Origin of the sequence: Kordiimonas sediminis (assembly GCF_014656395.1) — a bacterium.
Classification (GTDB): Bacteria; Pseudomonadota; Alphaproteobacteria; order Sphingomonadales; family Kordiimonadaceae; genus Kordiimonas_A; species Kordiimonas_A sediminis.
Genome location: NZ_BNCI01000001.1, coordinates 757186 through 780322, shown reverse-complemented (window position 1 = coordinate 780322; position 23137 = coordinate 757186). Strand labels below are relative to the sequence as shown.

24 protein-coding genes are annotated in these 23137 nt (G+C 51.8%); 16 read left to right on the top strand and 8 right to left on the bottom strand.

The window, feature by feature from the left end:
- Nucleotides 1–7: 7 nt before the first annotated feature.
- Together IE181_RS03480 and IE181_RS03475 are read right to left on the bottom strand one after the other, a co-directional pair.
- Nucleotides 8–547: a DUF2244 domain-containing protein gene (locus IE181_RS03480; RefSeq protein ID WP_191250151.1), complete on the bottom strand. Its 540-nt coding sequence runs from the start codon at nucleotides 545–547 to the stop codon at nucleotides 8–10.
- A gap of 27 nt (nucleotides 548–574) precedes the next feature.
- Nucleotides 575–1795: a UbiH/UbiF/VisC/COQ6 family ubiquinone biosynthesis hydroxylase gene (locus tag IE181_RS03475; RefSeq protein WP_191250150.1), complete on the bottom strand. Its 1221-nt coding sequence runs from the start codon at nucleotides 1793–1795 to the stop codon at nucleotides 575–577.
- Between the two features lie 168 nt (nucleotides 1796–1963).
- Between IE181_RS03475 and IE181_RS03470 the strand changes: the two genes are divergently transcribed.
- The 4 genes from IE181_RS03470 (at nucleotide 1964) to xth (ending at nucleotide 6894) form a co-directional block, all read left to right on the top strand.
- Nucleotides 1964–4459: an FtsK/SpoIIIE family DNA translocase gene (locus IE181_RS03470; protein WP_191250149.1), complete on the top strand. Its 2496-nt coding sequence runs from the start codon at nucleotides 1964–1966 to the stop codon at nucleotides 4457–4459.
- Between the two features lie 80 nt (nucleotides 4460–4539).
- Entirely contained in the window at nucleotides 4540–5313 is a 774-nt protein-coding gene (locus IE181_RS03465) for a LolA family protein (RefSeq protein ID WP_191250148.1), read from the top strand.
- 159 nt (nucleotides 5314–5472) lie between these two features.
- Nucleotides 5473–6081, top strand: coding sequence for a hypothetical protein (locus IE181_RS03460; protein WP_191250147.1), 609 nt, complete (start codon nucleotides 5473–5475; stop codon nucleotides 6079–6081).
- 30 nt (nucleotides 6082–6111) lie between these two features.
- Nucleotides 6112–6894, top strand: coding sequence for an exodeoxyribonuclease III (gene xth / locus IE181_RS03455; protein ID WP_191250146.1), 783 nt, complete (start codon nucleotides 6112–6114; stop codon nucleotides 6892–6894).
- Between the two features lie 91 nt (nucleotides 6895–6985).
- Here xth and IE181_RS03450 read toward each other — a convergent pair whose 3' ends face one another.
- A complete protein-coding gene (locus tag IE181_RS03450; protein ID WP_191250145.1) occupies nucleotides 6986–7681 on the bottom strand; it encodes a response regulator transcription factor in 696 nt (231 codons plus the stop codon).
- A gap of 234 nt (nucleotides 7682–7915) precedes the next feature.
- Here IE181_RS03450 and ribA point away from each other — a divergent pair, with 234 nt between their 5' ends.
- Both ribA and IE181_RS03440 read left to right on the top strand, forming a co-directional pair.
- Nucleotides 7916–8968, top strand: coding sequence for a GTP cyclohydrolase II (ribA, locus tag IE181_RS03445; protein WP_229819125.1), 1053 nt, complete (start codon nucleotides 7916–7918; stop codon nucleotides 8966–8968).
- A 21-nt stretch (nucleotides 8969–8989) separates the two neighbouring features.
- Nucleotides 8990–9520, top strand: coding sequence for a L,D-transpeptidase family protein (locus tag IE181_RS03440; RefSeq protein ID WP_191250144.1), 531 nt, complete (start codon nucleotides 8990–8992; stop codon nucleotides 9518–9520).
- Between the two features lie 36 nt (nucleotides 9521–9556).
- On the opposite strand, the gene IE181_RS03435 is transcribed toward IE181_RS03440, so the two are convergent.
- Nucleotides 9557–10237: a YggS family pyridoxal phosphate-dependent enzyme gene (locus IE181_RS03435; protein ID WP_191250143.1), complete on the bottom strand. Its 681-nt coding sequence runs from the start codon at nucleotides 10235–10237 to the stop codon at nucleotides 9557–9559.
- A 123-nt stretch (nucleotides 10238–10360) separates the two neighbouring features.
- Here IE181_RS03435 and IE181_RS03430 point away from each other — a divergent pair, with 123 nt between their 5' ends.
- Entirely contained in the window at nucleotides 10361–10903 is a 543-nt protein-coding gene (locus IE181_RS03430; protein WP_191250142.1) for a thiamine phosphate synthase, read from the top strand.
- Nucleotides 10904–11009: 106 nt separating this feature from the next.
- On the opposite strand, the gene IE181_RS03425 is transcribed toward IE181_RS03430, so the two are convergent.
- Nucleotides 11010–11885: a porin gene (locus IE181_RS03425; RefSeq protein ID WP_191250141.1), complete on the bottom strand. Its 876-nt coding sequence runs from the start codon at nucleotides 11883–11885 to the stop codon at nucleotides 11010–11012.
- A gap of 237 nt (nucleotides 11886–12122) precedes the next feature.
- Between IE181_RS03425 and IE181_RS03420 the strand changes: the two genes are divergently transcribed.
- The 4 genes from IE181_RS03420 (at nucleotide 12123) to holA (ending at nucleotide 16803) form a co-directional block, all read left to right on the top strand.
- Nucleotides 12123–12551 (top strand): DUF3576 domain-containing protein, encoded by a 429-nt coding sequence (locus tag IE181_RS03420; RefSeq protein ID WP_191250140.1) that lies wholly within the window; start codon nucleotides 12123–12125, stop codon nucleotides 12549–12551.
- A gap of 108 nt (nucleotides 12552–12659) precedes the next feature.
- Entirely contained in the window at nucleotides 12660–15227 is a 2568-nt protein-coding gene (gene leuS, locus IE181_RS03415) for a leucine--tRNA ligase (protein WP_191250139.1), read from the top strand.
- Nucleotides 15227–15745, top strand: a complete 519-nt coding sequence (gene lptE, locus IE181_RS03410; protein WP_191250138.1) for an LPS assembly lipoprotein LptE — start codon at nucleotides 15227–15229, stop codon at nucleotides 15743–15745. The genes leuS and lptE overlap by 1 nt, the downstream gene beginning before the upstream one ends.
- The gene (gene holA, locus IE181_RS03405) at nucleotides 15745–16803 is read left to right on the top strand and encodes a DNA polymerase III subunit delta (RefSeq protein WP_191250137.1); all 1059 of its coding nucleotides are present in this window, start codon (nucleotides 15745–15747) and stop codon (nucleotides 16801–16803) included. Before lptE ends, holA begins: the two co-directional genes overlap by 1 nt.
- 105 nt (nucleotides 16804–16908) lie before the next feature.
- Here the strand turns inward: holA and secB are convergent, their stop codons facing one another.
- Together secB and IE181_RS03395 are read right to left on the bottom strand one after the other, a co-directional pair.
- Nucleotides 16909–17460: a protein-export chaperone SecB gene (gene secB / locus IE181_RS03400; RefSeq protein WP_191250136.1), complete on the bottom strand. Its 552-nt coding sequence runs from the start codon at nucleotides 17458–17460 to the stop codon at nucleotides 16909–16911.
- A gap of 157 nt (nucleotides 17461–17617) precedes the next feature.
- Complete coding sequence (locus IE181_RS03395; RefSeq protein ID WP_191250135.1) at nucleotides 17618–18124, bottom strand: FxsA family protein; 507 nt, start codon at nucleotides 18122–18124, stop codon at nucleotides 17618–17620.
- A 98-nt stretch (nucleotides 18125–18222) separates the two neighbouring features.
- On the opposite strand from IE181_RS03395, the gene IE181_RS03390 reads away from it, so the two are divergent.
- The 5 genes from IE181_RS03390 to IE181_RS03370 all read left to right on the top strand — a co-directional run bounded on the left by IE181_RS03390 (nucleotide 18223) and on the right by IE181_RS03370 (nucleotide 22733).
- Nucleotides 18223–18882, top strand: coding sequence for a Tim44/TimA family putative adaptor protein (locus IE181_RS03390; protein WP_191250134.1), 660 nt, complete (start codon nucleotides 18223–18225; stop codon nucleotides 18880–18882).
- 12 nt (nucleotides 18883–18894) lie between these two features.
- The gene (gene mltA / locus IE181_RS03385; protein ID WP_229819123.1) at nucleotides 18895–20139 is read left to right on the top strand and encodes a murein transglycosylase A; all 1245 of its coding nucleotides are present in this window, start codon (nucleotides 18895–18897) and stop codon (nucleotides 20137–20139) included.
- Between the two features lie 6 nt (nucleotides 20140–20145).
- Nucleotides 20146–20727 (top strand): Smr/MutS family protein, encoded by a 582-nt coding sequence (locus IE181_RS03380; protein WP_191250133.1) that lies wholly within the window; start codon nucleotides 20146–20148, stop codon nucleotides 20725–20727.
- 6 nt (nucleotides 20728–20733) lie between these two features.
- A complete protein-coding gene (locus tag IE181_RS03375; RefSeq protein WP_191250132.1) occupies nucleotides 20734–21084 on the top strand; it encodes a helix-turn-helix domain-containing protein in 351 nt (116 codons plus the stop codon).
- 110 nt (nucleotides 21085–21194) lie between these two features.
- Entirely contained in the window at nucleotides 21195–22733 is a 1539-nt protein-coding gene (locus IE181_RS03370; RefSeq protein ID WP_191250131.1) for a YifB family Mg chelatase-like AAA ATPase, read from the top strand.
- Nucleotides 22734–22791: 58 nt separating this feature from the next.
- Here IE181_RS03370 and IE181_RS03365 read toward each other — a convergent pair whose 3' ends face one another.
- Nucleotides 22792–23136: a phosphoribosyl-ATP diphosphatase gene (locus IE181_RS03365; RefSeq protein ID WP_191250130.1), complete on the bottom strand. Its 345-nt coding sequence runs from the start codon at nucleotides 23134–23136 to the stop codon at nucleotides 22792–22794.
- Nucleotide 23137 lies beyond the last annotated feature (1 nt).

Below are 23137 nucleotides of genomic sequence, written 5' to 3'. Positions count from 1 at the left end.
GGGCCAATTAGCGGTGTTTCCACCGCCATATAGCGGTGTCCAGATCTTCTTTCAGGCTTATCCGTTCATACGGCATCAGGAACGCCCCAATTTCTAGAGATGTACCCTGACTGGAGACTGTTAGATGGTGCATTTCGTCCGTTGTTATCTGTACCCTGGCCCAGTACGGCTCTAACCGCCAGCTTTCCGTTTTGCCGGAAGGCTGCGTCCGGCTGATAATCAGGTCTTTTTCTGAAAGCTGGATTGTTTCGGTCAGGCGTGCGGCGCGGTAACACAGACGAAACGCCAGCCAGATCAAAAAAATATCCAGAAGCAGAAATGGTACGACAGGCCATGCGCCGACAACAATAAACCGCACGCTGGCCAGTGCCGTGATTGCCGTCAGTATCATCATAAACACCATAAAGGATCGCGGTGCCATGGACCGGTGGGGATAAAGCGTGACAGAATAAACTGCCGGTGACGGCGCATTAGGGGCATGGCTGTTTGCGCTGGCTTTGCCTGCGCTAGTATCGTTACCCGTTTTTGTCGTCTGTTCGACTGTCATGTTACAGTCCTTTCTTGCGCCCCTTTCCTAGAGGGGTTCACCGCGCAGCAGTCTTGGCAAATCACCTACTGTGCCCCGCGCGTGCGACATAAAGAAATTCTTCAAAGGGGTTATTTTGTCAACAGTTGCCAGCCCGGCATCCCGCAGGTGCCGCACGGGTGCAATATCGTTCGAGAACAGGCGGGTCAGCACATCCGTGACACTAAGCAGTGTTAGTGTGTCGGTATGCCGCCATGCGCTGTACCGTTCCAGGGTCCCTTCGTCACCATAGTCCAGCCCGACACGGGCACTGTCTGCAATAACCTCCAGCAGGGCAGCGACATCCCGCAGGCCAAGGTTCAGGCCCTGCCCGGCAATTGGGTGCATACCGTGGGCTGCATCGCCCACCAGCGCAAGTCGGTTATCGTGGAACTTGTCTGCACACTGCAGGGTCAGTGGATACGCCCAGCGGCCACCAATGACGGATATGTCGCCAAGGAAGTCACCGGCACGTTTTTTCACTTCAGCTTCAAATGCTTTGGGGCCAAGCGCCATAATCGTTTCAACCAGATGATCTTTTTCAGACCACACCAAGGATGATCTGTTTCCAGTAAGGGGCAGAATGGCAAAGGGGCCGCTTGGAAGAAAACGTTCATGCGCAATGCCGCAGTGGCTGAATTCGTGTTCGATGGAACAGACGATACCTGTCTGACCGTATCCCCAATGGGTAACGCCGATATCTGCATGTTTGCGCACGATACTGTTCCTGCCGTCACAGCCCAGCAGCAGGGTAGAGGATACCTCGATACCGCTTTCTGTTATAACACGTGCTTCGCCGTGCGTGCGTTCAATACGGGCAACTTTCTCAGGCGCCAGATATGTGATGGTATCAATGTCTTCAAGCCGTTTGAACAGGGCAATTCTAGTGTGCCGGTTTTCAACCATATGGCCAAGAGGGCCATCACCCAGTGTTTCATTGTCAAAATGCAGATGAAACAGTGAAGGGCCGTCCGACACCCTGATTTCCAATATTGGCTGGGCATAGGGCTCCATATGGTCCCAAATGCCAAGGCCGTCCAGAAGACGACAGGATGCATAGGCAAGCGCGCTTGATCTGCCGTCATATTCTTGTGCGACCAAGTCACCTTTTGGGGCCATGTCAATAATGGTTACAGATAGGCCAATCTGAGCAAGACCAATGGCTGTAGCCATACCAACAAGGCCACCACCAATAACTGTTACGTCTGAACGCAGGCTTTTTCCGGTCATATTTCTCTCCTATCAGAGATGTAGGCTGTGACCCAGGCCAAGTCCAGTGATGATTTGTCGCATAAGCTGTCTGCGGAATAAATTTTTGACGAATTGCATCAGAGTCTTGTACTTGGCACAGTAGTCGCAGTACAGTGGGCCAAGAACATGTGGAGAACACAGTAAACTATGGCAACAGGAACCAAAACCAAGACACGCAAACCCGCGTCCAAAGTGCGTACAACCGCTTCCAGGAAAAAGACAGCGCCCCGTAAAGCAGCATCGGTAAAGCCGCCTATTTTGCCGCCGGGTCTGGTCGTATTCTTGAAAAGCAGTGCATGGCGCCTTTTGGGCGCTGGCCTTTTTATTATGGCGTTTGCGGTACTTTTAGCCCTTGTTTCCTATGACCCGATGGACCCTTCGGTAAATAGTCTGCGGGAGGGAACAACAAACAACTGGCTGGGCAGTGTTGGTGCCAACGTCTCGGACGTGTTGATGCAAACGCTGGCGCTTGCCGCGTATTTGTTGCCGCTACCAGTACTTGTTTGGGGGTATAAATTATCACGGCTGCGCTGGTTGCCGTATTTCTGGGTTAATCTGGCCTGTATTCCGATCAGTTTGATTTTGATTGCGATTGCCCTTAGTGCCCTTCCACTTGATCCATCCTTTTATAATCAAGAAGGCTACGGCGGTGCACTTGGGCAGGTATTGTATGGTTATATCAACGGATTGTTTGCTGCGATCGTGGTGCCGTACGGTGTTTACACCGGATTGTTCCTTTTCCTCGGGTTACCTGCCTATGCGGTCAGTTTCGCCCTGAACCGGGAAGAATGGGCCGCCATTAGTGCTGCATTGACCGCAGCTACGCTGTTTGTTCTGGATAGTATTAAGCGGTTTTTCCTTGCATTGTGGACAGGTCTTGTGGCGACACTGCGCTTTTTGGTAGGGATCGTATCCGGTCGGAAGCGTCATACGGCGGTTTATGACGACTATGACGATGAAGAAGACTATGAAGACGACGCGCCCGTAAGACGGGAGCCGGTTTTTGGCGCTGCACCTGAGAAGGTCGCAGAAGTAAAAGAGAAGCGCGTCCGGGCGAAAGTCAAGCCGTCGCGCGGCAAACGCGAAGCGGTTGAGGCGCAGACAACCCTTGATCTGGGGGAAATTAACGGATTTCGCCTGCCGCCGCTTGATCTGTTGACACCGCCTATTCCGCCAGAAAAACTGGATCGTCTAAGCGAAGAGCTCTTGGAACAAAATGCCCGTATGCTTGAAGGTGTGCTGGACGACTTTGGTGTGAAGGGCGACATCAGAGATGTCAGGCCGGGGCCGGTTGTCACCCTTTATGAGCTGGAGCCGTCCCGCGGCACTAAAAGTAGCCGGGTGATTGGTCTGGCAGATGATATTGCCCGGTCCATGAGTGCGATTTCCGCGCGTGTGGCGGTGGTGCCGGGGCGCAATGCGATTGGTATTGAGCTGCCGAATGAAAAGCGCGAGACGGTTTTCCTGCGTGAACTGCTTGCCTCCAGAGAATATGAGCAGTCAAAAGCGCAACTGCCACTGGCGCTGGGTAAGGATATCGGCGGTGCGCCGGTGATTGCTGATCTGGCCGGTATGCCGCACTTGCTTGTTGCGGGTACAACAGGGTCCGGTAAGTCGGTTGGTATTAACACCATGATTGAATCGCTCGTTTACAGGCATAGCCCGGAGACACTGCGTTTCATCATGATTGATCCGAAAATGCTGGAACTGAGTGTGTATAACGATATTCCGCATTTGCTGACCCCGGTCGTGATTGATGCAAAGAAGGCTGTGGTTGCTTTGAAATGGGCCGTGCGCGAAATGGAAGACCGGTACAGAAATATGACCGACCTTGGCGTGCGTAATCTGGCTGCATTTAACAAACGCGTTCGGGAAGCACGGGCCAATAACGAATTGATAACCCGTGAAATCCAGACAGGCTTTGACCGTGAAACCGGCGATCCGATTATGGAAGAAAAGGTCTTTGACTTCCAGCCGCTGCCCTACATTGTCGTTATTATCGACGAAATGGCAGACCTTATGCTTGTGGCCGGTAAGGATGTGGAAGCAACGGTACAGCGATTGGCACAGATGGCGCGGGCGGCAGGTATTCACCTTATTATGGCGACCCAGCGTCCGTCCGTTGACGTTATCACGGGTACGATCAAGGCAAACTTCCCGACCCGTATTGCATTTCAGGTGACGTCGAAAATTGATAGCCGGACCATTCTGGGCGAACAGGGTGCAGAGCAATTGCTGGGTAAAGGGGATATGCTCTTTATGTCGGGCGGTGGCCGTACGGTACGTGTGCACGGTGCATTTGTTTCAGATGAAGAAGTGGAAGAGATTACAACTCATCTGCGGAAACAGGCTGAGCCGGATTATGTATCGTCTGTAACCGAAGAACCCCCTGAAGGTTTTGACAGCGACTTTATTCCGGGGCCTTCTGGTGTGGATGAAGGGGCTAGCCTTTACGATAAAGCGGTGGATATTGTCATTCGTGACCGCCGGGCAAGCACCAGTTATATCCAGCGCCGCTTGAAGATTGGCTACAATAAAGCTGCAACCCTGATCGAGGAAATGGAGGATCAGGGTGTGATCAGTGCACCAAACCATAAGGGACAGCGGGAAATCCTGGCGCCGGACCCGAATGAACAATTCTAAAGCCGGCAGACTTTCCCACAATTTTGCCACACGCTGAACGTAGGCTTTATCCTGCAACTATAAGGATCGCAGATTTAAATATGTCAATTTTGTCCAAACTATTGGTTGGTGGCTTTTGTGTTCTGGGTGCGCACACGGTGGTGTGGGCAGATATGCAGCCATACACTACAGTGGCAACGCAGGCGCAGGAAGTGGCCTCACCCGACCCTGCCCCGGCGACGCTTGACCCGTCTGCTGATCTGCCACCACTTGAAGAACAGACACTTGCAGAAAACCCACGGTTTGCGGCGCTGAAAAAAATTCAGGACTATATGGCGGAAACGCAGCGGTTGAAGGCTGACTTTATCCAGCGCTCTCCAAACGGTAACATCGTTGAAGGGACACTATATCTGGCGAAACCAGGCCGGATCAGATTTGAATATGCAGAGGACGTTCCTTTTCTGGTTGTTAGTGATGGCGAGGTTTTGAACTTCATTGATTATGAAATCGGACAGGTCACCAAATGGCCCGTGTCGGACACGCCGTTACGAGCCCTTCTTAACACACGCCTTGATCTGACGGGGCTAGGTGCAAGTGTTGATATATTGTCAGCAGGGGAGAAAGACGTCATTTCCCTGTCCGCGGTGGATGACAAGCACCCTGACCGTGGCGCGATTACTCTGTATTTCAAAGATCATAGCCTTTCCGGGGTTAAGGATGAGGCACTTGAACTGATCAGCTGGACAGTCAAAGACGCCCAGGGCGGGTTGACCTATGTGGAGTTGTCGAACCAGATAACGGACCCTGATCTTGATCCGGCCTTATGGACATTCAAGGACCCACGCGGTGCCAGTAAAAGACGGCGCATGCGATAAGGGACAGCGTGAAAAGTGCAGGTACAGGATGAAAAGGTGGCAGTTTCTGCTGCCTTTTTTGTTTACGAAAATGCTTGCAGGCAGTATGCAAAGAGATAGCTAATCGGCGTGTGCGGAGACTGTTTTCCGCCTGCCCCATTCATTGACGCGGAACCCATAATGACTGAAGAAGTATCGCTTCCTGATGATGACGAAGATTTTGAGCTGGATGTCCTTGAAGAGTATCCGTCACTGAAAGTTGTTGCACCGTTTCTGGCGGTAATGAAGAAAGTGCACTGGTTTTCCAACCTTGGGGAAGACCCGGATCAGGACGTGGTAAAGGTAGCGCGTGAATATGCGGACCGGCTTGGTTTTCCTGATGCATGGCCTGCCTTTTTGGGCGACTGGGAAGAAGCAGCAGAAGCAGCAGAAAGCTTGGGCTTCAATAGTCCGGCATGGGAAGCGGAAGAGCAGCTGCGTGCATCGCTGACAGAAACGCTTATGCTAATGCTTGATGAAGAAACGCTGGAACTGGTTACCATGCATGTTAATCAGGAAATGTCCCCGATCATTGAAGAGCATGTCCAGGAAGTCGCAGAAGATCTTGGCATTGAAGATGAAGAATTTCTATTGGCGGCAATGGGTGCTGCTGCACAGGCATGTTATCTGGCTGTGCTTGCGGTTATGTCCGGTGCGGGGGAAGATCATCCGCTAGTCGTGCGGTTCAGGATTTTCGAGGCAGGATATTGGCCGATCGGTATTCTTGGGAACAGTTTTCTTATTTATTAGATACTGCCGTCAGGCAATTAAGGGATTTTTATGCGTATTATCACTTGGAACATCAATTCGGTTCGCGCGCGGCTTGGTATTGTTGAAAAGCTGCTGACGGAATATGCACCGGATGTTTTGTGTCTGCAGGAAACCAAAGTACAGGACCATATGTTCCCGACCGGTTTTTTTGAGGACCTGGGGTATCCGCATTTGGCTATTCATGGACAAAAAAGCCATCACGGCGTAGCGACAGCATCAAAGCTGCCGTTTGATGATAGCTTTAAAATCGATTGGTGCGGCAAGGGTGATGCCCGCCATATTGCGGTTAAACTGCCAACCGGTCAGGTGGTGCATAATTTTTATGTTCCAGCAGGCGGGGACGAACCAAATCCGGACGTGAATGAAAAATTTGCTCACAAGCTCGATTTTCTCGCAGAAATGAAAGAATGGTCCAGTGCGCTTGAAGACGACTGTATTCTGGTGGGCGACTTGAATATTGCGCCGTACGAAGAAGATGTTTGGGACCATAAGAAACTGTTGAAAGTTGTCTCCCACACGCCGATCGAGACAGACACCATGCTGGAATTGATTAAAACCCATGACTGGGTGGACGTAATGCGGGAGTTTGAACCCTTGCCGGCAAAGCTTTACAGCTGGTGGTCTTACCGTGCCCGGGACTGGGATGCTGCGGACAAGGGTCGTCGGTTGGATCATATTTGGTTAAGCCCGTCCCTGAAATCTGCCCCAACAAAGGTAGAAGTTCTTCGCAGTGCCCGTGGGTGGGAAAAGCCGTCAGACCATGCGCCAGTGTTGATGGACATTGATCTGTAGCGGTATCGCTGTCTGAAGTATCCAAACGAATAAAGGGGCGTCCGAAGATGCCCCTTTTATGTGTGTCGTTTATATCTGGGTATGAAGACTTTTATGCGGCGATGCCTTTCAGGCTGTAGCCACCTTGTTCTGTCACCAATATCCTGTCGATATTTTGTTCTGCTTCAATCTTCTGGCGCAGACGGTAGATATGTGTTTCCAGTGTGTGGGTTGTCACCCCTGAATTATATCCCCATACTTCGGCCAGCAATTCATCCCGGCTGACGGCACTGCCTTGTGCCTTATATAGATATTTCAGGATGGAGGTTTCTTTTTCCGTCAGGCGAATTTTCTTGCCGTTATCATTTACGACCAGAGTTTTTGCCGATGGCTGGAACTGGTACGGACCAAGATCAAACACGGCATCTTCGCTTTGTTCATACTGGCGGAAATGTGCTCTGATCCGTGCCAGCAGAACGGTGAAACTGAAAGGCTTGTAAACATAATCATTGGCGCCGGCATCTAGGCCGATTACCGTATCCGCATCGCTGTCCATGCCAGTAAGCATGATAATCGGTACTGTGATGCCCTTTTTTCGGATACGCTTGCAAAGTTCGCGACCGTCAATGTCTGGCAGGCCGACGTCCAGAATGATCATATCTACTTTCTCTGTATCCAGAAACTCGAGCGCATCACGGGCAGTACCCTGCTCGATCGTGTCAAAATCTTCATACAGGGCCAATTGTTCTGCCAGTGTTTCTCTGAGATCAATATCATCATCAACGAGCAGAATTTTGCGAACAGCCATAAGGCGGACTCCATTTTTACCTATCCGGAGAGTTTCAGTGCTATTTAATATAGGTGTGTTTAAGGTAAATGCTAATCCCCTGTCGCATCAATACCTGTTCACAATTACTTGAAGCCGTAGTGATATTGCTGGTTGTCGGCACGAAAAACGAAATTGGCTAGGGACAAAATTAAATTGTTCGCCTATATGAAGACTATGTCGGACCAGAATAGCATATTACTTCAGATTAACCGTGTGGCAGATGATTTACGCCGGGGGTGGCCTGCCGCTGTGCAAAGTGGTGACACGCACCTGGTATTTATGCCGCTTGAATTTGCCGCACGTGATATGTTGGCACAGTTTGATGCGTTTGGTGAAACCTCCAGGGCTGCTCCTTTTATTATCGTGACAGGCCGTCGTGCGGAAACCCTGAAGGTCGCCCATAAAGGGTGGTCCGTTGTTCGTTTACGCCGGGAAGGCTGGATGCGGGCAGTAGACTTTGAGGCGCTGGCAGATCCAACCCGTGATTTGGCAACGCCGCTGAAGGGGCCCTATAGCCGCATTGATCACGAGGAAAGTCCAGTAGATCAAGCGGCAGTGAAGCTGGTTAAAATTGCCCGCCTTTTGCCCGCGGTACTCGCGTTCGAGACAGATACAGTACCGGACGGTATGCTGAGTGTATCTGCTACGGATGTTCTTGGGTTTGATGAAATCCAGGCGCAGTCTCTCCGCCAGGTGGCAAGTGCGAAAGTCCCCCTGGCCGGTGCAGAAAATACGCGGCTGGTTTCTTTTCGGCCGCTTACGGGCGGTATTGAACATATGGCAATTGTAATCGGGGATCCCCCGCGCCATGAACCGGTACTGGTTCGCCTGCATTCTGAATGTTTCACTGGTGATCTGTTAGGGTCACTGAAATGTGATTGCGGTGAGCAATTACGCGGTGCCATCAAGGCGATTGATGAAAATGGCGGCGGCGTTGTGCTGTATTTGGCACAGGAAGGCCGCGGTATTGGACTGACCTCAAAATTAAAGGCATATGCCCTGCAGGATGAAGGCTTCGACACAGTTGATGCGAACACCAGATTGGGGTTTGAGGTAGACGAGCGCGATTTCGGACCTGCGGCTGAGATGTTGAAGGCACTTGGTATCGAGCAGGTTAAACTGATGACCAATAACCCTAATAAGGTCGAAGGGTTGAAGGCGCGCGGTATCAATGTGGTAGAACGCGTCAAACATGCCTTCCCGACCAACCCCCATAATATTGGGTACCTGCAGACCAAGAAAGACAAAACCGGCCATTTATTATAGGTGGCTAGCGGACGATGAACCATGCGCCAATATAGAGTTGTGCCAGATAAGACAGATAGCCGGAAGGGGCGCGTAATAGGCCCCTTGTTTGAGGCGCCTTGTGCTCTTGGTGCGGGCGGTGTAATTCCCCAGGACGATAAAGAAGAAGGCGACGGTGCCACACCCGCAGGCATCTATCCGTTCCGCCGGATTTATTACCGGCCTGATATGGTTGAAGAGCCAGTTAGTCTGTATAACACTAAACCGATCAGGCCTGACATGGGCTGGTGCGATGATGTTGCCAGCAAATATTATAATAAGCCCGTAGGGTTACCTTTTGCCGCCAGTCACGAAAAGCTGTGGCGGGATGACAATCTTTATAACATTATAGTGGTTCTGGGACACAATGATGCCCCAACTGTTCCAGGCAAAGGCAGCGCGATTTTTATGCATATCGCACGGGAAGGCTATACCCCGACACGGGGCTGCATTGCATTATCAGAGGACGACCTGACGCGCATGATCAGGCAATTGATGTTAAGCGATACTCTGGTGATTGAGATGCCGTCATAGGTCGGACTTTTTGTGTAGCCGTGGCGGGCATAATTCCTACGCGGCAGAATAATCACGTTCCCCAAAAAGCGCAGTTCCAACACGTATGTCGGTGGCGCCCATAGCGGCAGCAAGGGCGTAATCGTTGCTCATTCCCATGGACAGACGCTCGATACCGTGCCGTTTCGCCAGTTTTTTCAACAGGGCAAAATGAAGCGACGGGTCATCGTCCACCGGCGGGATACACATCAGGCCATCAATGGTTAGGTTCAGTTCCTCCCGGCATAGGGTCACAAGGGCGTCCAGATCAGCAGGCAGGCAGCCGCCTTTTTGTTCTTCTTCGCCGGTGTTTACCTGAATGAACAGCGATAGGGTTCTCCCTTGTTTCGCCATTTCGGCTGCAATTGCGCGCGCCAACTTTGGGCGGTCAATGGTTTGTATGCTGTCAAAAAGGGCAACGGCATCAGCAGTTTTGTTGGTTTGCAGGCCACCAATCAGATGTAGTTCAAGGTCGGGATACGATTTGCGCCGTTCTAGCCAGTGTTCCTGTGCCTCCTGAACACGATTTTCACCAAAAACACGCAGGCCCGCCGCCAGAGCCTCTTCTATACGTTCATCGCTTTGGACCTTGGATACGGCAATCAGCTTTGGCGTATTCAGGGCAACATCGGCATATTTGCACATGGATGCAATTTCATCGTGGATGGTTGTAATCTTGTCATTGATAGACTGGGACATGGCTCATTCTTTTCACTTTGACTATATTGGCCCCATCCTATGTGATAGGTCAGGGAAATGGTCAAGATGCAAAACGGGAAAAACTGGCATTTCAGCTCTAGGGGAACAACGCAGTTTCCTGGAATGTCTGTCCTTATATATATGACAGACAGAAACAAGGACCCGAATGCATTGTTGACGATAAGCCGATTGCCTGCTGGAAGTGTCGTTATTATTCGCGAGTATGATGCACGCGACCGCGAGCAGTTTGCACGGTCGGTTCGGGCCCTGTGTCGGGTGCACCGCCTCTACTGTGTGGTCGCGGCGGACTATGGTCTCGCCCGGCGGATACGGGCGGACGGTGTGCATTTGCCAGATCATCTGTTATTCAGCAGGCCCCGGTCAGGCCTGCCTGTTTTTTCTGCAGCGTGTCATGGGCGCCGTTCGCTCCGCCGGGCGCAGGAACTGGCCATTCCTTTTGTGTTGGTGTCACCTGTTTTTGCAACCACCAGCCATGCAGGCAAGCAGCCGCTTGGCATTCACCGGTTTGCCCGCCTGACTTCTGGGATACGGGACCGGGTGATTGCGCTGGGCGGTGTTAATGCGCGCACCGTGCGGCCGCTACGTAGGTTGGGCATAGCTGGCATTGCTGCCATTGATGCATTTAACAGCGCGACAAAAGGCTGAAGCCCTTTTTAAAATGTAAATACAAGGCGTGGGTCTGCTGACAATCAGACAATAGCTGATTTTAGCCTCTTTGATGAGGCTGTCAGTATCTTAAGAATGGGAGGCTTTAGAAGGTCAGGCGACCGCCCAGCAAAATCATCTGAGAGAATTCGCCGCGGCCAGGGTTGATCATCATCCGCTGGCTATAATCATACACACGGACGCTGCCCTGCAGTCCAAGATTGTCGCTCAGGCGGTAACGGGCGCCAAGCTCGACAGAAATGATGCTGCGTGCTTCGTTTTCGATACCGAACAAATCAACGCCGCGCTTATATTCGCTCAGGCTCAAGCGCGCAGACCATTTGTTATGGTTATAGGAAAGCCCGACGTCATAGCCGCTGCCGTTGCCGTGGAAAAGGCTTTCATCACGGTTGAAAGAAGCATCAATATTAAAACCGGAATAGCCGACAAGAAAACTGACGCTTGCATGGCGGGTGTTAAAGTCACTGGTAATATCCGCAAAGGCACTTGATACCGAATAATCAGGCTGTGCCAGCCGGTAATTGCTTTCCAGCCCCAACAGCAGGCCATCATTTTTGCCTTCTTTGCTGGCACCGAGCATCAGCCCAAGCTTGTTCTGTGTGCCAAACAGATCCCGACCACTGCGGAAGGAGCCGTCAGAAGACAGAAGCGAAGAAAAGTCAGGACGCTCTGACAGGGGAACAGTGTCGACACTGTTAGACGAAGACTTGTCTTTCAGGTAAAGAAAACCGGACGCCTTTTCGTCGGACGTGTCGCGCAGACTTAGTTTCAGGTCTTTTTCTGAATCTGTTTTCAGGGTTGTGTTGTTACCGCGTAGTTTGTCGATTTGTTTGGTAATGAACAAATCAAGGCTTTGCAGAAACCCTGTAGATTCAAAACGGGTCTTTTCCTCAGCACGAACAGTTCCGGTAACCGATGTTACCAGAACACAAAAGGCCAATGCTGTAAGCGCACGTTTCATATCTTACTTCTTAACCAGCAATTGATTACATTTCAATGAAACTGTTACGATGTATCGGTATCTGATCCTTTGAATTTAAAAATAATACCTACAATGTGGCCATTTGGTCACGATTCGTCGTATTTCTGTCTGGTCACAGCCACAAGTCCCGGCTATAACCGCCTGTGGATATCGGTGCAAATGTGAATTTTTGATCAAAATTGCCCGAAAAAAAGACTCAGGAACGAGGTATCGACTATGCAAAAGGCTTTCCATTTGGTTGCCCTACTTGGACTAACACTGACACTGGGCGCATGTTCTATGTTCGGTGGTGATGACGATGTAAAATCAACACTGGAGCCAAAGACAACGGCACTGGGTGTGAATGGTTATTTGTGGCAGGCTACGCTCGATACACTTTCCTTTTTACCGATCCAGAATGCTGATCCGCGGGCGGCGGTTATTGTCAGTGACTGGCACTCCACACCAGACATGCCGAACGAGCGGGTTAAGGTAACTGTCAGCTTTTTGTCACAGGCGCTTCGGTCCGACGGTATTCGCGTTGCTGTTTCCCGTCAGGAACTGAAAGAGGGTCAGTGGATCGCCGTTCCTGTACAGGCCCAAACGGCACTGCAGATCGAAGAAGCCATTTTGACCAAGGCCCGTATGCTGCGGGTTGGCAGTTAAAAAAAAGATCATGTGCCCTATGCCGGTGGTTCCCATTTGCTGGGAACAGGCTTTTGGGCACAACTGATCCTGTTATACGAATAATATTAAGAACATCCCGAGAGAGAAATGTCGCGCTATAACGCAAAGGCAACTGAAGCCAAATGGCAAAAAGTCTGGCAGGAAACAGAAGTTTTCAAAACTGATGTGTCGTCCGACAAGCCAAAATATTATGTGTTGGAAATGTTCCCGTATCCGTCTGGTCGGGTGCACATGGGCCATGTCCGTAACTATACGATGGGGGACGTTGTTGCTCGTTTCCGCAAGGCGCGCGGCTATGAAGTCCTGCATCCGATGGGGTGGGATGCGTTTGGGATGCCGGCAGAAAATGCTGCAATGGAGCGCAAGACGCACCCGGCTGATTGGACCTATGACAATATTGCGAATATGCGCGACCAGCTAAAACAGGTTGGCCTGGCTGTTGACTGGAGTCGCGAGATTGCGACCTGTGACCCAGAGTATTACGGTCAGGAGCAGCGGATATTCCTCGAGTTTTTAAAAGCCGGTTTGATTTATCGCCGTGAATCCTGGGTTAATTGGGACCCTGTTGACAATACGGTTCTGGCGAACGAGCAGGTTATCGACGGCTGTGGATGGCGTTCTGGTGCGAAGGTAGAGCGCCGGAAGCTGTCTCAGTGGTTCTTGCGTATTACGGATTTTGCCGAAGACCTTCTTGAAGGGTTGAAGGACCTTGACCGCTGGCCGGATAAGGTTCGGTTGATGCAGGAAAACTGGATCGGTCGGTCAGAAGGCTTGAAGATTGATTTCAGTATTACTGATTCGTACGACATTCTGACGGTGTACACGACCCGCCCGGATACGCTGTACGGTGCAAGCTTCTGTGCGATCGCTGCAGACCATCCACTGGCGCAGAAACTGGCAGAAGATAACCCGGAACTGGCTGCTTTCTGTGAAGAATGCCGGGAAATGGGTACAACCGAGGAAGCGATCGAGAAAGCTGAGAAGAAGGGCTTTAACACTGGTTTGACCGTTGATCATCCGCTTGATCCAAACTGGAAGCTGCCTGTCTTTGTGGCCAACTTCGTTTTGATGGATTATGGCACCGGGGCGGTTTTTGCCTGCCCTGCCCATGATCAGCGCGATTTGGATTTTGCCCGCAAGTATGATTTGCCCGTGCGTGTGGTTGTTGTCCCGGACGGGGAAGATGCTGCTACTTTCTCTGTAGAGAATGAAGCATACACAGGCCCCGGCAAGATCGCGAATTCTGACTTTATGACCGGAATGACAACCGATGCTGCCCTTGCGGCGATCCTTGACCGTGCGGAAGAAGACGGTTGGGGGGAACGGACTGTCAATTACCGCCTGCGTGATTGGGGCGTATCCCGCCAACGGTATTGGGGCACGCCTATTCCGATTATTCACTGTGATGACTGCGGCGTTGTACCTGTGCCTGTGGATCAGTTGCCGGTAAAGCTGCCTGAGGATGTCTCCTTTGAAAAACCGGGTAATCCGCTGGATCACCACCCGGAGTGGAAACATGTAAATTGCCCAAGCTGCGGCAAGCCAGCCCGGCGCGAAACAGATACGATGGACACGTTTGTGGATTCGTCCTGGTATTTCCTGCGCTTCTGTTCGCCGAACCATGATGAGCCGTTTGAAAAAGATGTTGTCAATGACTGGTTGCCGGTCAATCAGTATATTGGCGGCATTGAACATGCGATCCTGCACCTGTTGTATTCCCGTTTCTTCACACGGGCTCTGAATAAAATTGGCATGACCAATTTCAAAGAGCCGTTTGAAGGGCTTTTCACTCAAGGGATGGTCAATCACGTAACCTATAAGGACTCTGACGGACAGTGGGTTTTCCCTGAGCTTGTCAGAACCCGTGAAGACGGCACTATGTTCCGCGGTGATTCCGGCCTGGAGGTTACAGAGGGCCGCGTAGAGAAAATGTCCAAGTCGAAGAAAAATGTCGTCGACCCGGATGATATTATTGATCAGTACGGCGCAGATACGGCGCGCTGGTTTATGTTGTCTGACAGTCCGCCAGAACGCGATTTGTTGTGGACTGAATCTGGTATTGAGGGTGCGTGGCGTTTCAACCAGCGTGTCTACCGTCTGGTTACAGGCAATGCACACCGTCTGGCTGACGAACTGGGCGCTGCGATCCCAAGCGAGATTTCTGACAGTGCACTTGCTCTGCGCAAGGCAACACACAAGACGATCAAGGGCGTGACGAGCGACATTGAGAATCTCCATTTCAACAAAGCGGTTGCGCGTTTGTATGAATTTGCAAATGCTATCAGTGCGGACCTTGAGGGGCCAGGCACTGAGGAAGTGTTGCGTGAAGCGCTGGAGACACTGGTGCTGATGGTTGCCCCTATGATGCCTCACCTTGCTGAGGAGCTTTGGCGCGAACTTGGGTACGATACTCTTGTTGCCAGAACAAAATGGCCTGCTTTTGATGAAGCTCTGACTGTTGACAACACTGTCAAAATGGCAGTGCAGGTAAACGGCAAGGTTCGTGATACGATCGAAGTTGCAAAAGATCTGGATAAGGATGCGATTGAAGCGCTGGCAAAAGCCAGTGAAAAGGTCCAGAAGTTCCTGGAAGACAAGACGATCAGAAAAGTGATCGTTGTCCCTGGCCGGATCGTCAATATTGTGGTGGGATAATGCTTAGAGTAGCAGCACTTTTGGTCCTTTTGCTTTTGCCGTCTGCGTGCGGTTTCAAGCCTTTGTACAAAGAAGGGGCCGGAGGTGCTGGTATCCCTGCTGTTTTATCAACGGTGGAGGTGGCACCGATCCCGGACCGCCTGGGTCAGCAGATGCGGTTTCATCTGCAGGACCGGCTGGGTCACACAGGTGCGCCGGACTACCGTGTACAGGTAGTGTTAACCCAGACCCTGGACACATTTGGTATCAAACCGGATACGTCTGCCACGCAGGAACAATTGATCATGCGGGCGGACTTCTCGCTGGTGAGGCTTTCTGACGGGGCAGAGGTTCTGTCAGACACTTATGTAACCCGCACCACCTATGATATCGTGATCTCTGATTTTGCCACTGTTATGCAGCGTGAAGATACGGCACGTCGTCTTGCTCTTGATCTGGCTGACAGAATTCACCGCCGTATTGCTTTCACACTCGCCCCTGCGGCCGGGAAAGACAATAGTCAGGAAAGTCAGCGCTGATGGTTGCCCTGAAGCCGCGTGATATTCCCGCAACCCTGAAAAAACTGGATCCGTCTGTGCGCGCTGTACTGGTGTATGGTCGTGATGAAGGCTTGGTGCGGGAGCGCGCGCATCTGATTGCAAAACAGGTAGCTCCGGACCTGTCTGACCCTTTTCAGGTTGCCAAGCCTGATATGTCTGACATTCGGGACACGCCTGGCATTTTGTCAGATGAGGTATCTGCAATATCCATGATGGGGGGCAGGCGGCTCGTTCTGGTTCAGGGCACGACCAAGGATGCCACTGACAGTAGCCGTCTGGCGGAAGGATTTTCCCTGACACTGGATAATGCCATGGGAGACGGCCTTCTCATTGTCATGGGGGGGGACCTGAAGCCAACATCCGCCTTACGGAAAGCAGCGGAAAAAGCAAAAAATGCGGTAGCGATCCCGTGTTATGAAGATGACGAACAGGGCCTTTTTGGTTTAATTCAGGAGGTTCTTGGCGGTGCCGGTCTTACCCCGACCAAAGATGCCATGTCCTATCTGGTAGCCAATCTGGGCAGCAATAGAATTGTTTCCCGGGGGGAGCTGGAAAAACTGGCCTTATATAAAAGGGGGTCGGATAGTCAGGTTACTGTTGAAGATGCCATGAACTGTGTCGGTGATACGGCCGCGCTGAATATCGGGTCAATCAGCGAAGCCGTGACTGCTGGCAGGATTGCCGATCTGGAAACATATTATGAACGGGCACTGACCGCAGGAGAAAGTACGATTGCTATTCTGCGCATCGTGCAAAACCGCTTGTTGCGGATGCATTTGGTGCACGGCCTTGTGGCGGACGGTGTACCGCAGGATCAGGCGATTAAACGGTCTGGGCCAATGATTTTTTTCAAGGATATGCCAAAGTTTCAGGATGATCTGCGGCGGTGGACGCCAGCACGGATCGATCGTGGCCTGGAAATATTACTTGATGCAGAACTGGACTGTAAAACAACCGGTAACCCGGATACCATTATCTGTGGCAGGGCGCTTCTTAGTCTTGCCAAGGCGGCCCGTTCTTCTGGCACGCGGCGATAACTGCATAGTGTCTTATTGATCTGACAGCATAATACTATCTGTATCGGGCATAAAAAAAGCCGGCAAGATGATCTCGCCGGCTTTTGGTATTCTGTGGTTCTGATATTAATTCAGATTGATCGGCTGTGGTGCGTCATCTGATCCGCCCACTGGCTCGGAAGCAGCACCAGCTTGCGCTTGCTGCGCCTGATACAGAGCTTCAAAGTTAATCGGATCAAGCATCAGAGGCGGGAAGCCACCATCGCGTGTTGCATCAGCAATAACGCGGCGCGCAAACGGGAACATCAGCATTGGTGCCTGAATAAGCAGGAATGTTTTCAGTGCTTCTTCTGGAACGTTACGAACGCCAAACAGACCACCGTATGCCAGCTCAACAACAAAGGCAGTCATGGACTGATCGTCCTGTGTCTTAGTCGTTGCTTTTGCGGAAATCTTCAGTTCGACTTCATACATTTCTTCGTTCATCTGGCGCACGCCAACATTGACATTTACGTCAATTGCTGGTGCAGCAGCACCATTGTTTTGCAGGGATGCAGGTGCATTTGGATTTTCGAAAGAAAGGTCTTTCACATACTGTGTTACCATGCCCGCCTGTGGCTGGCTTGCGTCTTGTGCAGCACCTGCTTCTGGTGCCTGGTTGTTTTCATTTTCAGCCATTTTACACTCTTCTTCTCTGGTCTGGCGGTTATTGTAAACCGCGTATTCTATATCTTTGATAAGAACAATTCCCGTTAGCAGGGAAGTCGATCAAAGGAATAATCCGCGAAACCGCTAGCATGCTTTGTGGCAGCGGACAACAGTCAATTCCCCTTAACTAGGTCTTCTCATCGTTTTTTGTGGGATTAGTGTGTATTATTGTCTCAATGCTATCAGTTTTGTCGGAACGGTGATGCCCTGTTTTCTCTGTGAATTCACCATCGATAATGATCGTACGGGTGTATGTGCCGCCATGACGGCCACCGCGGGTGAATGACCCTCTCCGAAGACCGGCCCTGCCAAGAAACAATCGTACCGGCGGTATTAGTAGCAAAGCACCAAGAGCATCCGTCAGAAATCCGGGGATAAACAGACAAATACCTGCTATTAGAAGGAAAAAACCATGCACAAGCTGTGCCTCTACTGCGCCGCCTTTTGCCGCAGCATTTTGTAGGTCTTGAATAACTTTAAGGCCCTGCAAACGGACAAGATATAGGCCGGTTGCAGCTGTCAGTAGACACAGAAAGACGGTGGAAATTGCACCTATTTCTGCACCAACATCTATCAGTACAGCCAATTCAAGGACGGGTAGTCCCAGAAGTAATAGTAAAATGATTAGTGGCATCGCTTGTTCTTTTTCCTTATTAGCCCTATTTATAAGGGAAGACATGGCCCCGGTTTCAATGGGTGCAGGGAAAAACATTAACAGGTTGAAGTATAACGATGGAATTTTTTGATATTATTCTTATCGGCATGATTGCCGCATTTGTGTTGTTGCGGTTGCGGTCCGAGCTGGGCAATAAAACGGGCAATGAACCGATGCCGCCTGCTGCGCCGCCGCACGGTATGGACAATCGCCGTCAGGGACCGGCTGCAAGTCAGGCGGATACGCGTCAGGATGCTGCAACAGTTGTTGCGTTTGAGGCTAATCCAGCTGTCCGGCAGGGACTGTCTGAAATCCAGCGTGCCGACAGCCGGTTTAATCCTGCACAATTTCTGGAAGGTGCCCAAGGTGCATACCGTATGATTCTTGAGGCATTTTGGCAGGGGGACCTTGAGACTCTGAAAGACTTTCTGTCTGATGACGTGTATGCGCAGTTTGCTGGCGCCGTTGATGCACGCGAAGCAGCGGAACAGACCCTTGATAATCGTCTTCTGGATATTGAGAAGGCAGAGATTACCACAGCGGAACTTAATGGCCGGGATGCGGAGCTGACAGTTACATTCAATTCCGAGATTATTGCGGTAACCCGTGATAAGGACGGTAATGCGGTGGAAGGCAATTTGTCTGATACGATCACCGTGACGGATGTCTGGACATTTGCACGCAGTGTTAAATCGCGTGATCCTAACTGGATACTGGTTGCAACCCGCAGCGGTTAAACGAGGCCGGCATTGAAAACGTCTCTGAAATTTAGTCTCGGTATTTTGATATTGGTAGCGCTTCCCATGTGGGGGGCGCTTCTTCTTGTACCGGGCAAACCTGACAGGCTGACCTTTACACCGGGGGAGTTTGCTGACTTACCCGGTTGGAATGACGGCGAAGTGGCAGGCGCTTTGGCGGCACTTGAGAAAACCTGTGCCAAGCTACGCAGCCTGCCGCCCGGACGGTCTTTGCCTGGTGCTGATATTGGCGGTACGGCGGGTGACTGGATCGGAGTATGTGATCTGTTACCCACGGGCGATGGGGTTTCAGAGGCAGCAGCAAGACACTATTTTGAAAATAACTTCCAGCCACTGGCTGTGTCTATTGGTGACAGGTCAACGGGGACGTTTACGGGCTACTATGAACCCCTGTTAAAGGGCAGTCCTGTCAAAACAGACGAGTATTCTACACCTATTCTTGGGAAGCCGGATGACCTTGTGATGGTGGATCTGGGGCAGTTCCGTGACGACCTGAAGGGGCGCCGGGTTGCCGGCAGCGTCCAGAACGGGCGTCTTGTACCCTATGCGGACCGTGCAACGATTGCAGACGGCGCGCTCGCGGACAGGGCGCAGCCGCTATTATATGTGGACAGCCCGGTAGATGCATTCTTCCTGCATATTCAGGGCTCTGGCAGGGTTCGTATGCCGGATGGCAGGCTCCAGATGGTTGGATATGCTGCGCAAAACGGGCATGCATACACATCCGTTGGTCGGGTTTTGATCCAGTCAGGTGCAATTGCGCGCGAAAATATGTCGATGCAGGCAATCCGGTCCTGGTTTCAGGCAAACCCTGACCGTGCACACGACATAATGAACAAGAACCGGTCATATGTATTTTTCCGGTTTCTTGAAGGCACCGACGGGCCGTATGGATCAGCAAACGTACCCTTGACGGCAGGACATTCATTGGCAGTGGATCGCAGCCATTTGTCGCTGCACACCCCGATGTGGCTGGCTGCAACCTATCCTGACCCGGACAGAGCTTTTGCACCCTCTGATAAAAAGGATGCTGATAGTTCGGGGCAACTTCCGCTGCGCCGAATGATGGTTGCACAGGATACAGGCGGGGCAATCGCGGGTGAGATACGCGGTGATGTTTTCTGGGGGTTTGGAGACCGGGCCGAGGAAATTGCAGGACGTATGGCCAATCAGGGCAGTTATTGGGTTTTATTACCGAAACCCCTGGCTGCACAGAAGACAGCTAACGCGGGTTGATGGAACATGACCAAAAAACGGCGCGACAGTCTGTCATCAAAAGACCGGGAATTATGGCAGGAAGTAGCCAAAACGGTTAAACCGCTGAATAAGAAAGACCTGTTTCAGCCAGAGGCACCCAAACTAGTGCAGCGCGCGCCGAGCGAAAAAGCGTTACCAGCAGACTGGTTTATTGGAAAGTCCCTGACGCCAGACCCCAGAATTGACCGCAAATCCAAGCGCCGTATCGCCAGCGGTAGAACGTCTGTCAACAAATCCATTGACCTGCACGGCTTAAGCCAGTCGCAGGCATATGATCTCTTATCGCGCACAATTGAGCGCAGTGTCCGTGATGGTCATAAGGTGCTTATTGTTGTGACGGGCAAGGGGGGACGGCGCTATTCACAGACAGACTCGATCTCTGCGGCCTTTCGGACCCGGGCAGATTTTGAACAGTTTGGCGGGGTACTGCGGCGTATGGTGCCCCTGTGGCTTGAGGGGCCGGAACTGAAACCCTTCATTCAGTCTTACGGCACTGCGTCCAAGGAGCATGGCGGCGAAGGTGCGCTTTATGTCCTGTTGCGCCGTAACAAGTTTGAGAGAGGGTAGCCTACTATGACCCCGTTTGGACAAAAAATGCGGGACCTGCGTAAGGTCAAGGGGGTAAGCCAGTCCCAAATGGCGACGGACCTTGGGGTCTCGCCCGCCTATCTGTCTGCACTGGAACACGGTAAAAGGGGGCAGCCTTCATATCCTTTGCTACAAAAGATAATTCATTATTTCGGCCTGATCTGGGACGATGCGGAACAACTGGAACGGCTTGCCTCCCTGTCGCGACCACGGGTCGTAATTGACACATCAGGCCTTGATGCCCGTGCGACCGAGGCGGTTAACCTGTTATCCCGCCGTATTGGTCGCATGGATGATGATACGCTTGATGCGCTTTTGAAAGTCGTGAAAAGCTGACACCAGAAGTATTCTTTGCTGGACCTGTCTCTGATCTGTCCGTAAGCTGACGTGTATAGTGCAATATTAGCGGGTGCACGCCGAATAGGCACGAACATGTCAGGGGGGATATGGTAGCCAGCGTTTATACTGTTGCTTTTGAAGGCATAGAGGCGCGCACGGTTGAAGTGCAGGTGCAAATCTCGAGCGGTTTACCTGCTTTTACCGTTGTTGGCCTGCCTGATAAGGCGGTTAGTGAAGCACGCGAACGCGTACGTGCAGCACTTTCGGCGATCGGATTGGCACTGCCTGCTGAACGTATCACCGTCAACCTGTCACCGGCAGACCTTCCCAAAGAGGGAAGTCATTATGATCTGCCTATTCTTCTGGGAATTCTCTTGGCAATGGAAACCCTGCCTGAAGACAGTCTGGATGAATATTTTGTCCTGGGCGAGCTGGGGCTTGATGCGTCTATCAGGTCAGTGACGGGGGTGTTGCCTGCTGCGCTTCAGGCGGGTTCTATGGGTCGGGGACTTATTTGCCCGTATGCAAACGGGGCCGAGGCTGCGTGGGCGGCGTCGGCAGAGATTGTAGCCCCGAAAGATGTGTTGTCGCTGATTAATCATATCAGGGGGTCACAGCATCTGGATGCACCGGAGCCTTCGCTCGCGGAGGATACTGCCACATATCTTGATATGCGGGATATCAAAGGGCAGGAAAGCGCCAAGCGTGCGTTAGAGATAGCAGCCGCAGGTGGCCACAATGTACTAATGATCGGGCCGCCGGGCGCTGGTAAATCTATGCTGGCCAGCCGGATGCCGTCGATCCTGCCGCCCTTAATGGCTACCGAAGCACTGGAAGTGAGTATGATTGCGTCCGTTGCCGGTGAGCTACAGGGAGGTAAGGTGTCAAAAGTTCGACCTTTCCGCAGTCCGCATCACAGTGCCAGCCAGCCGTCGATCATTGGCGGGGGAGCACGGGCCAAGCCGGGAGAAGTGTCATTGGCGCACGGTGGTGTTTTGTTTCTGGATGAATTACCGGAATTTACCCGTGCGACATTAGAGGCATTAAGACAGCCGCTGGAAAGCGGCAAGGCAGTTATTGCGCGTGTGCAGGCCCATGTTACTTATCCTGCCCGCTTTCAGTTAATTGCTGCAATGAATCCTTGTAAATGTGGATATCTGGACGATGAAGGGCTGGCGTGCAACCGCGCCCCCAAATGTGCGCTTGACTATCAGGGGAAAATTTCCGGCCCTCTCTATGACCGAATTGATCTGCATGTTGAAATGGGGGCTGTATCTGCGCGCGATTTGTCCCTGCCAACACCGCGGGAGGGTTCAGGCGACATTGCAAAACGTGTGGCAAACGTCAGGGCACTTCAAAGAAAACGCTATGAGGCACTCTCTACTGGAGACACCATTCTTTTAAACGCCCATGCCGATGGTGAACTATTGGAAAAGGTTGCAACGCCGGATGATGCCGGGCGTGTACTTCTTCTTGAGGCGGCGGAGACTATGCGGTTAACAGCCAGAGGTTATCACCGCGTGTTGCGCGTTGCCCGTACAATTGCTGATATGGCTGGGTCAGAGCAGGTAGGCAAGGTCCATATTGCAGAAGCACTGGCCTTCAGGCGTATCAGTCCCCAGGCGGCACTGGCTGCCGTCAGGTAAACCGGGGCACACTAAGTAAGCCAAATAGCGGGAGTTCAGGGCTAACTGGAGGCAAGCCCTAATCTTCTGTTCGCGATGCTTTTTCAATCAGGCCTGACATGCCTTCACGGCGGGCAAGTTCTGCCTTGACGTCTGTGAGGCTGAGGCCTTGCGATTGCAACAGGATCATCAGGTGAAACAGCAGGTCCGCGGCTTCGCCCACCAGTTCCTTTGTGTCGCCTGCTGTGGCGGCAATCGCGGCTTCTACCGCCTCTTCACCGACCTTTTGCGCGATCTTCCTGGGGCCCTGTTCATAAAGTCGTGCAACATAACTTGTTTCTGCCGAATGGTTTTTGCGCTCTTCCAGAAGGTCCTCAAGCCGCTCCAGAACCAGCCAATCGGTGTTTTTCAGTGTGGTAGTCATC

What these genes read in the sequence shown, in the direction of transcription:
- IE181_RS03395 (WP_191250135.1), bottom strand. Translation starts at nt 18,124, where the DNA reads ATGCCACTAATCATTTTACTATTACTTCTGGGACTACCCGTCCTTGAA.
- IE181_RS03475 (WP_191250150.1), bottom strand. Translation starts at nt 1,795, where the DNA reads ATGACCGGAAAAAGCCTGCGTTCAGACGTAACAGTTATTGGTGGTGGC.
- IE181_RS03440 (WP_191250144.1), top strand. Translation starts at nt 8,990, where the DNA reads ATGCGCCAATATAGAGTTGTGCCAGATAAGACAGATAGCCGGAAGGGG.
- IE181_RS03370 (WP_191250131.1), top strand. Translation starts at nt 21,195, where the DNA reads ATGGTAGCCAGCGTTTATACTGTTGCTTTTGAAGGCATAGAGGCGCGC.
- IE181_RS03425 (WP_191250141.1), bottom strand. Translation starts at nt 11,885, where the DNA reads ATGAAACGTGCGCTTACAGCATTGGCCTTTTGTGTTCTGGTAACATCG.
- IE181_RS03450 (WP_191250145.1), bottom strand. Translation starts at nt 7,681, where the DNA reads ATGGCTGTTCGCAAAATTCTGCTCGTTGATGATGATATTGATCTCAGA.
- IE181_RS03380 (WP_191250133.1), top strand. Translation starts at nt 20,146, where the DNA reads ATGACCAAAAAACGGCGCGACAGTCTGTCATCAAAAGACCGGGAATTA.
- IE181_RS03375 (WP_191250132.1), top strand. Translation starts at nt 20,734, where the DNA reads ATGACCCCGTTTGGACAAAAAATGCGGGACCTGCGTAAGGTCAAGGGG.
- xth (WP_191250146.1), top strand. Translation starts at nt 6,112, where the DNA reads ATGCGTATTATCACTTGGAACATCAATTCGGTTCGCGCGCGGCTTGGT.
- IE181_RS03465 (WP_191250148.1), top strand. Translation starts at nt 4,540, where the DNA reads ATGTCAATTTTGTCCAAACTATTGGTTGGTGGCTTTTGTGTTCTGGGT.
- IE181_RS03435 (WP_191250143.1), bottom strand. Translation starts at nt 10,237, where the DNA reads ATGTCCCAGTCTATCAATGACAAGATTACAACCATCCACGATGAAATT.
- IE181_RS03430 (WP_191250142.1), top strand. Translation starts at nt 10,361, where the DNA reads ATGTCTGTCCTTATATATATGACAGACAGAAACAAGGACCCGAATGCA.
- secB (WP_191250136.1), bottom strand. Translation starts at nt 17,460, where the DNA reads ATGGCTGAAAATGAAAACAACCAGGCACCAGAAGCAGGTGCTGCACAA.
- IE181_RS03390 (WP_191250134.1), top strand. Translation starts at nt 18,223, where the DNA reads ATGGAATTTTTTGATATTATTCTTATCGGCATGATTGCCGCATTTGTG.
- IE181_RS03420 (WP_191250140.1), top strand. Translation starts at nt 12,123, where the DNA reads ATGCAAAAGGCTTTCCATTTGGTTGCCCTACTTGGACTAACACTGACA.
- IE181_RS03480 (WP_191250151.1), bottom strand. Translation starts at nt 547, where the DNA reads ATGACAGTCGAACAGACGACAAAAACGGGTAACGATACTAGCGCAGGC.
- holA (WP_191250137.1), top strand. Translation starts at nt 15,745, where the DNA reads ATGGTTGCCCTGAAGCCGCGTGATATTCCCGCAACCCTGAAAAAACTG.
- IE181_RS03460 (WP_191250147.1), top strand. Translation starts at nt 5,473, where the DNA reads ATGACTGAAGAAGTATCGCTTCCTGATGATGACGAAGATTTTGAGCTG.
- IE181_RS03365 (WP_191250130.1), bottom strand. Translation starts at nt 23,136, where the DNA reads ATGACTACCACACTGAAAAACACCGATTGGCTGGTTCTGGAGCGGCTT.
- leuS (WP_191250139.1), top strand. Translation starts at nt 12,660, where the DNA reads ATGTCGCGCTATAACGCAAAGGCAACTGAAGCCAAATGGCAAAAAGTC.
- IE181_RS03470 (WP_191250149.1), top strand. Translation starts at nt 1,964, where the DNA reads ATGGCAACAGGAACCAAAACCAAGACACGCAAACCCGCGTCCAAAGTG.
- lptE (WP_191250138.1), top strand. Translation starts at nt 15,227, where the DNA reads ATGCTTAGAGTAGCAGCACTTTTGGTCCTTTTGCTTTTGCCGTCTGCG.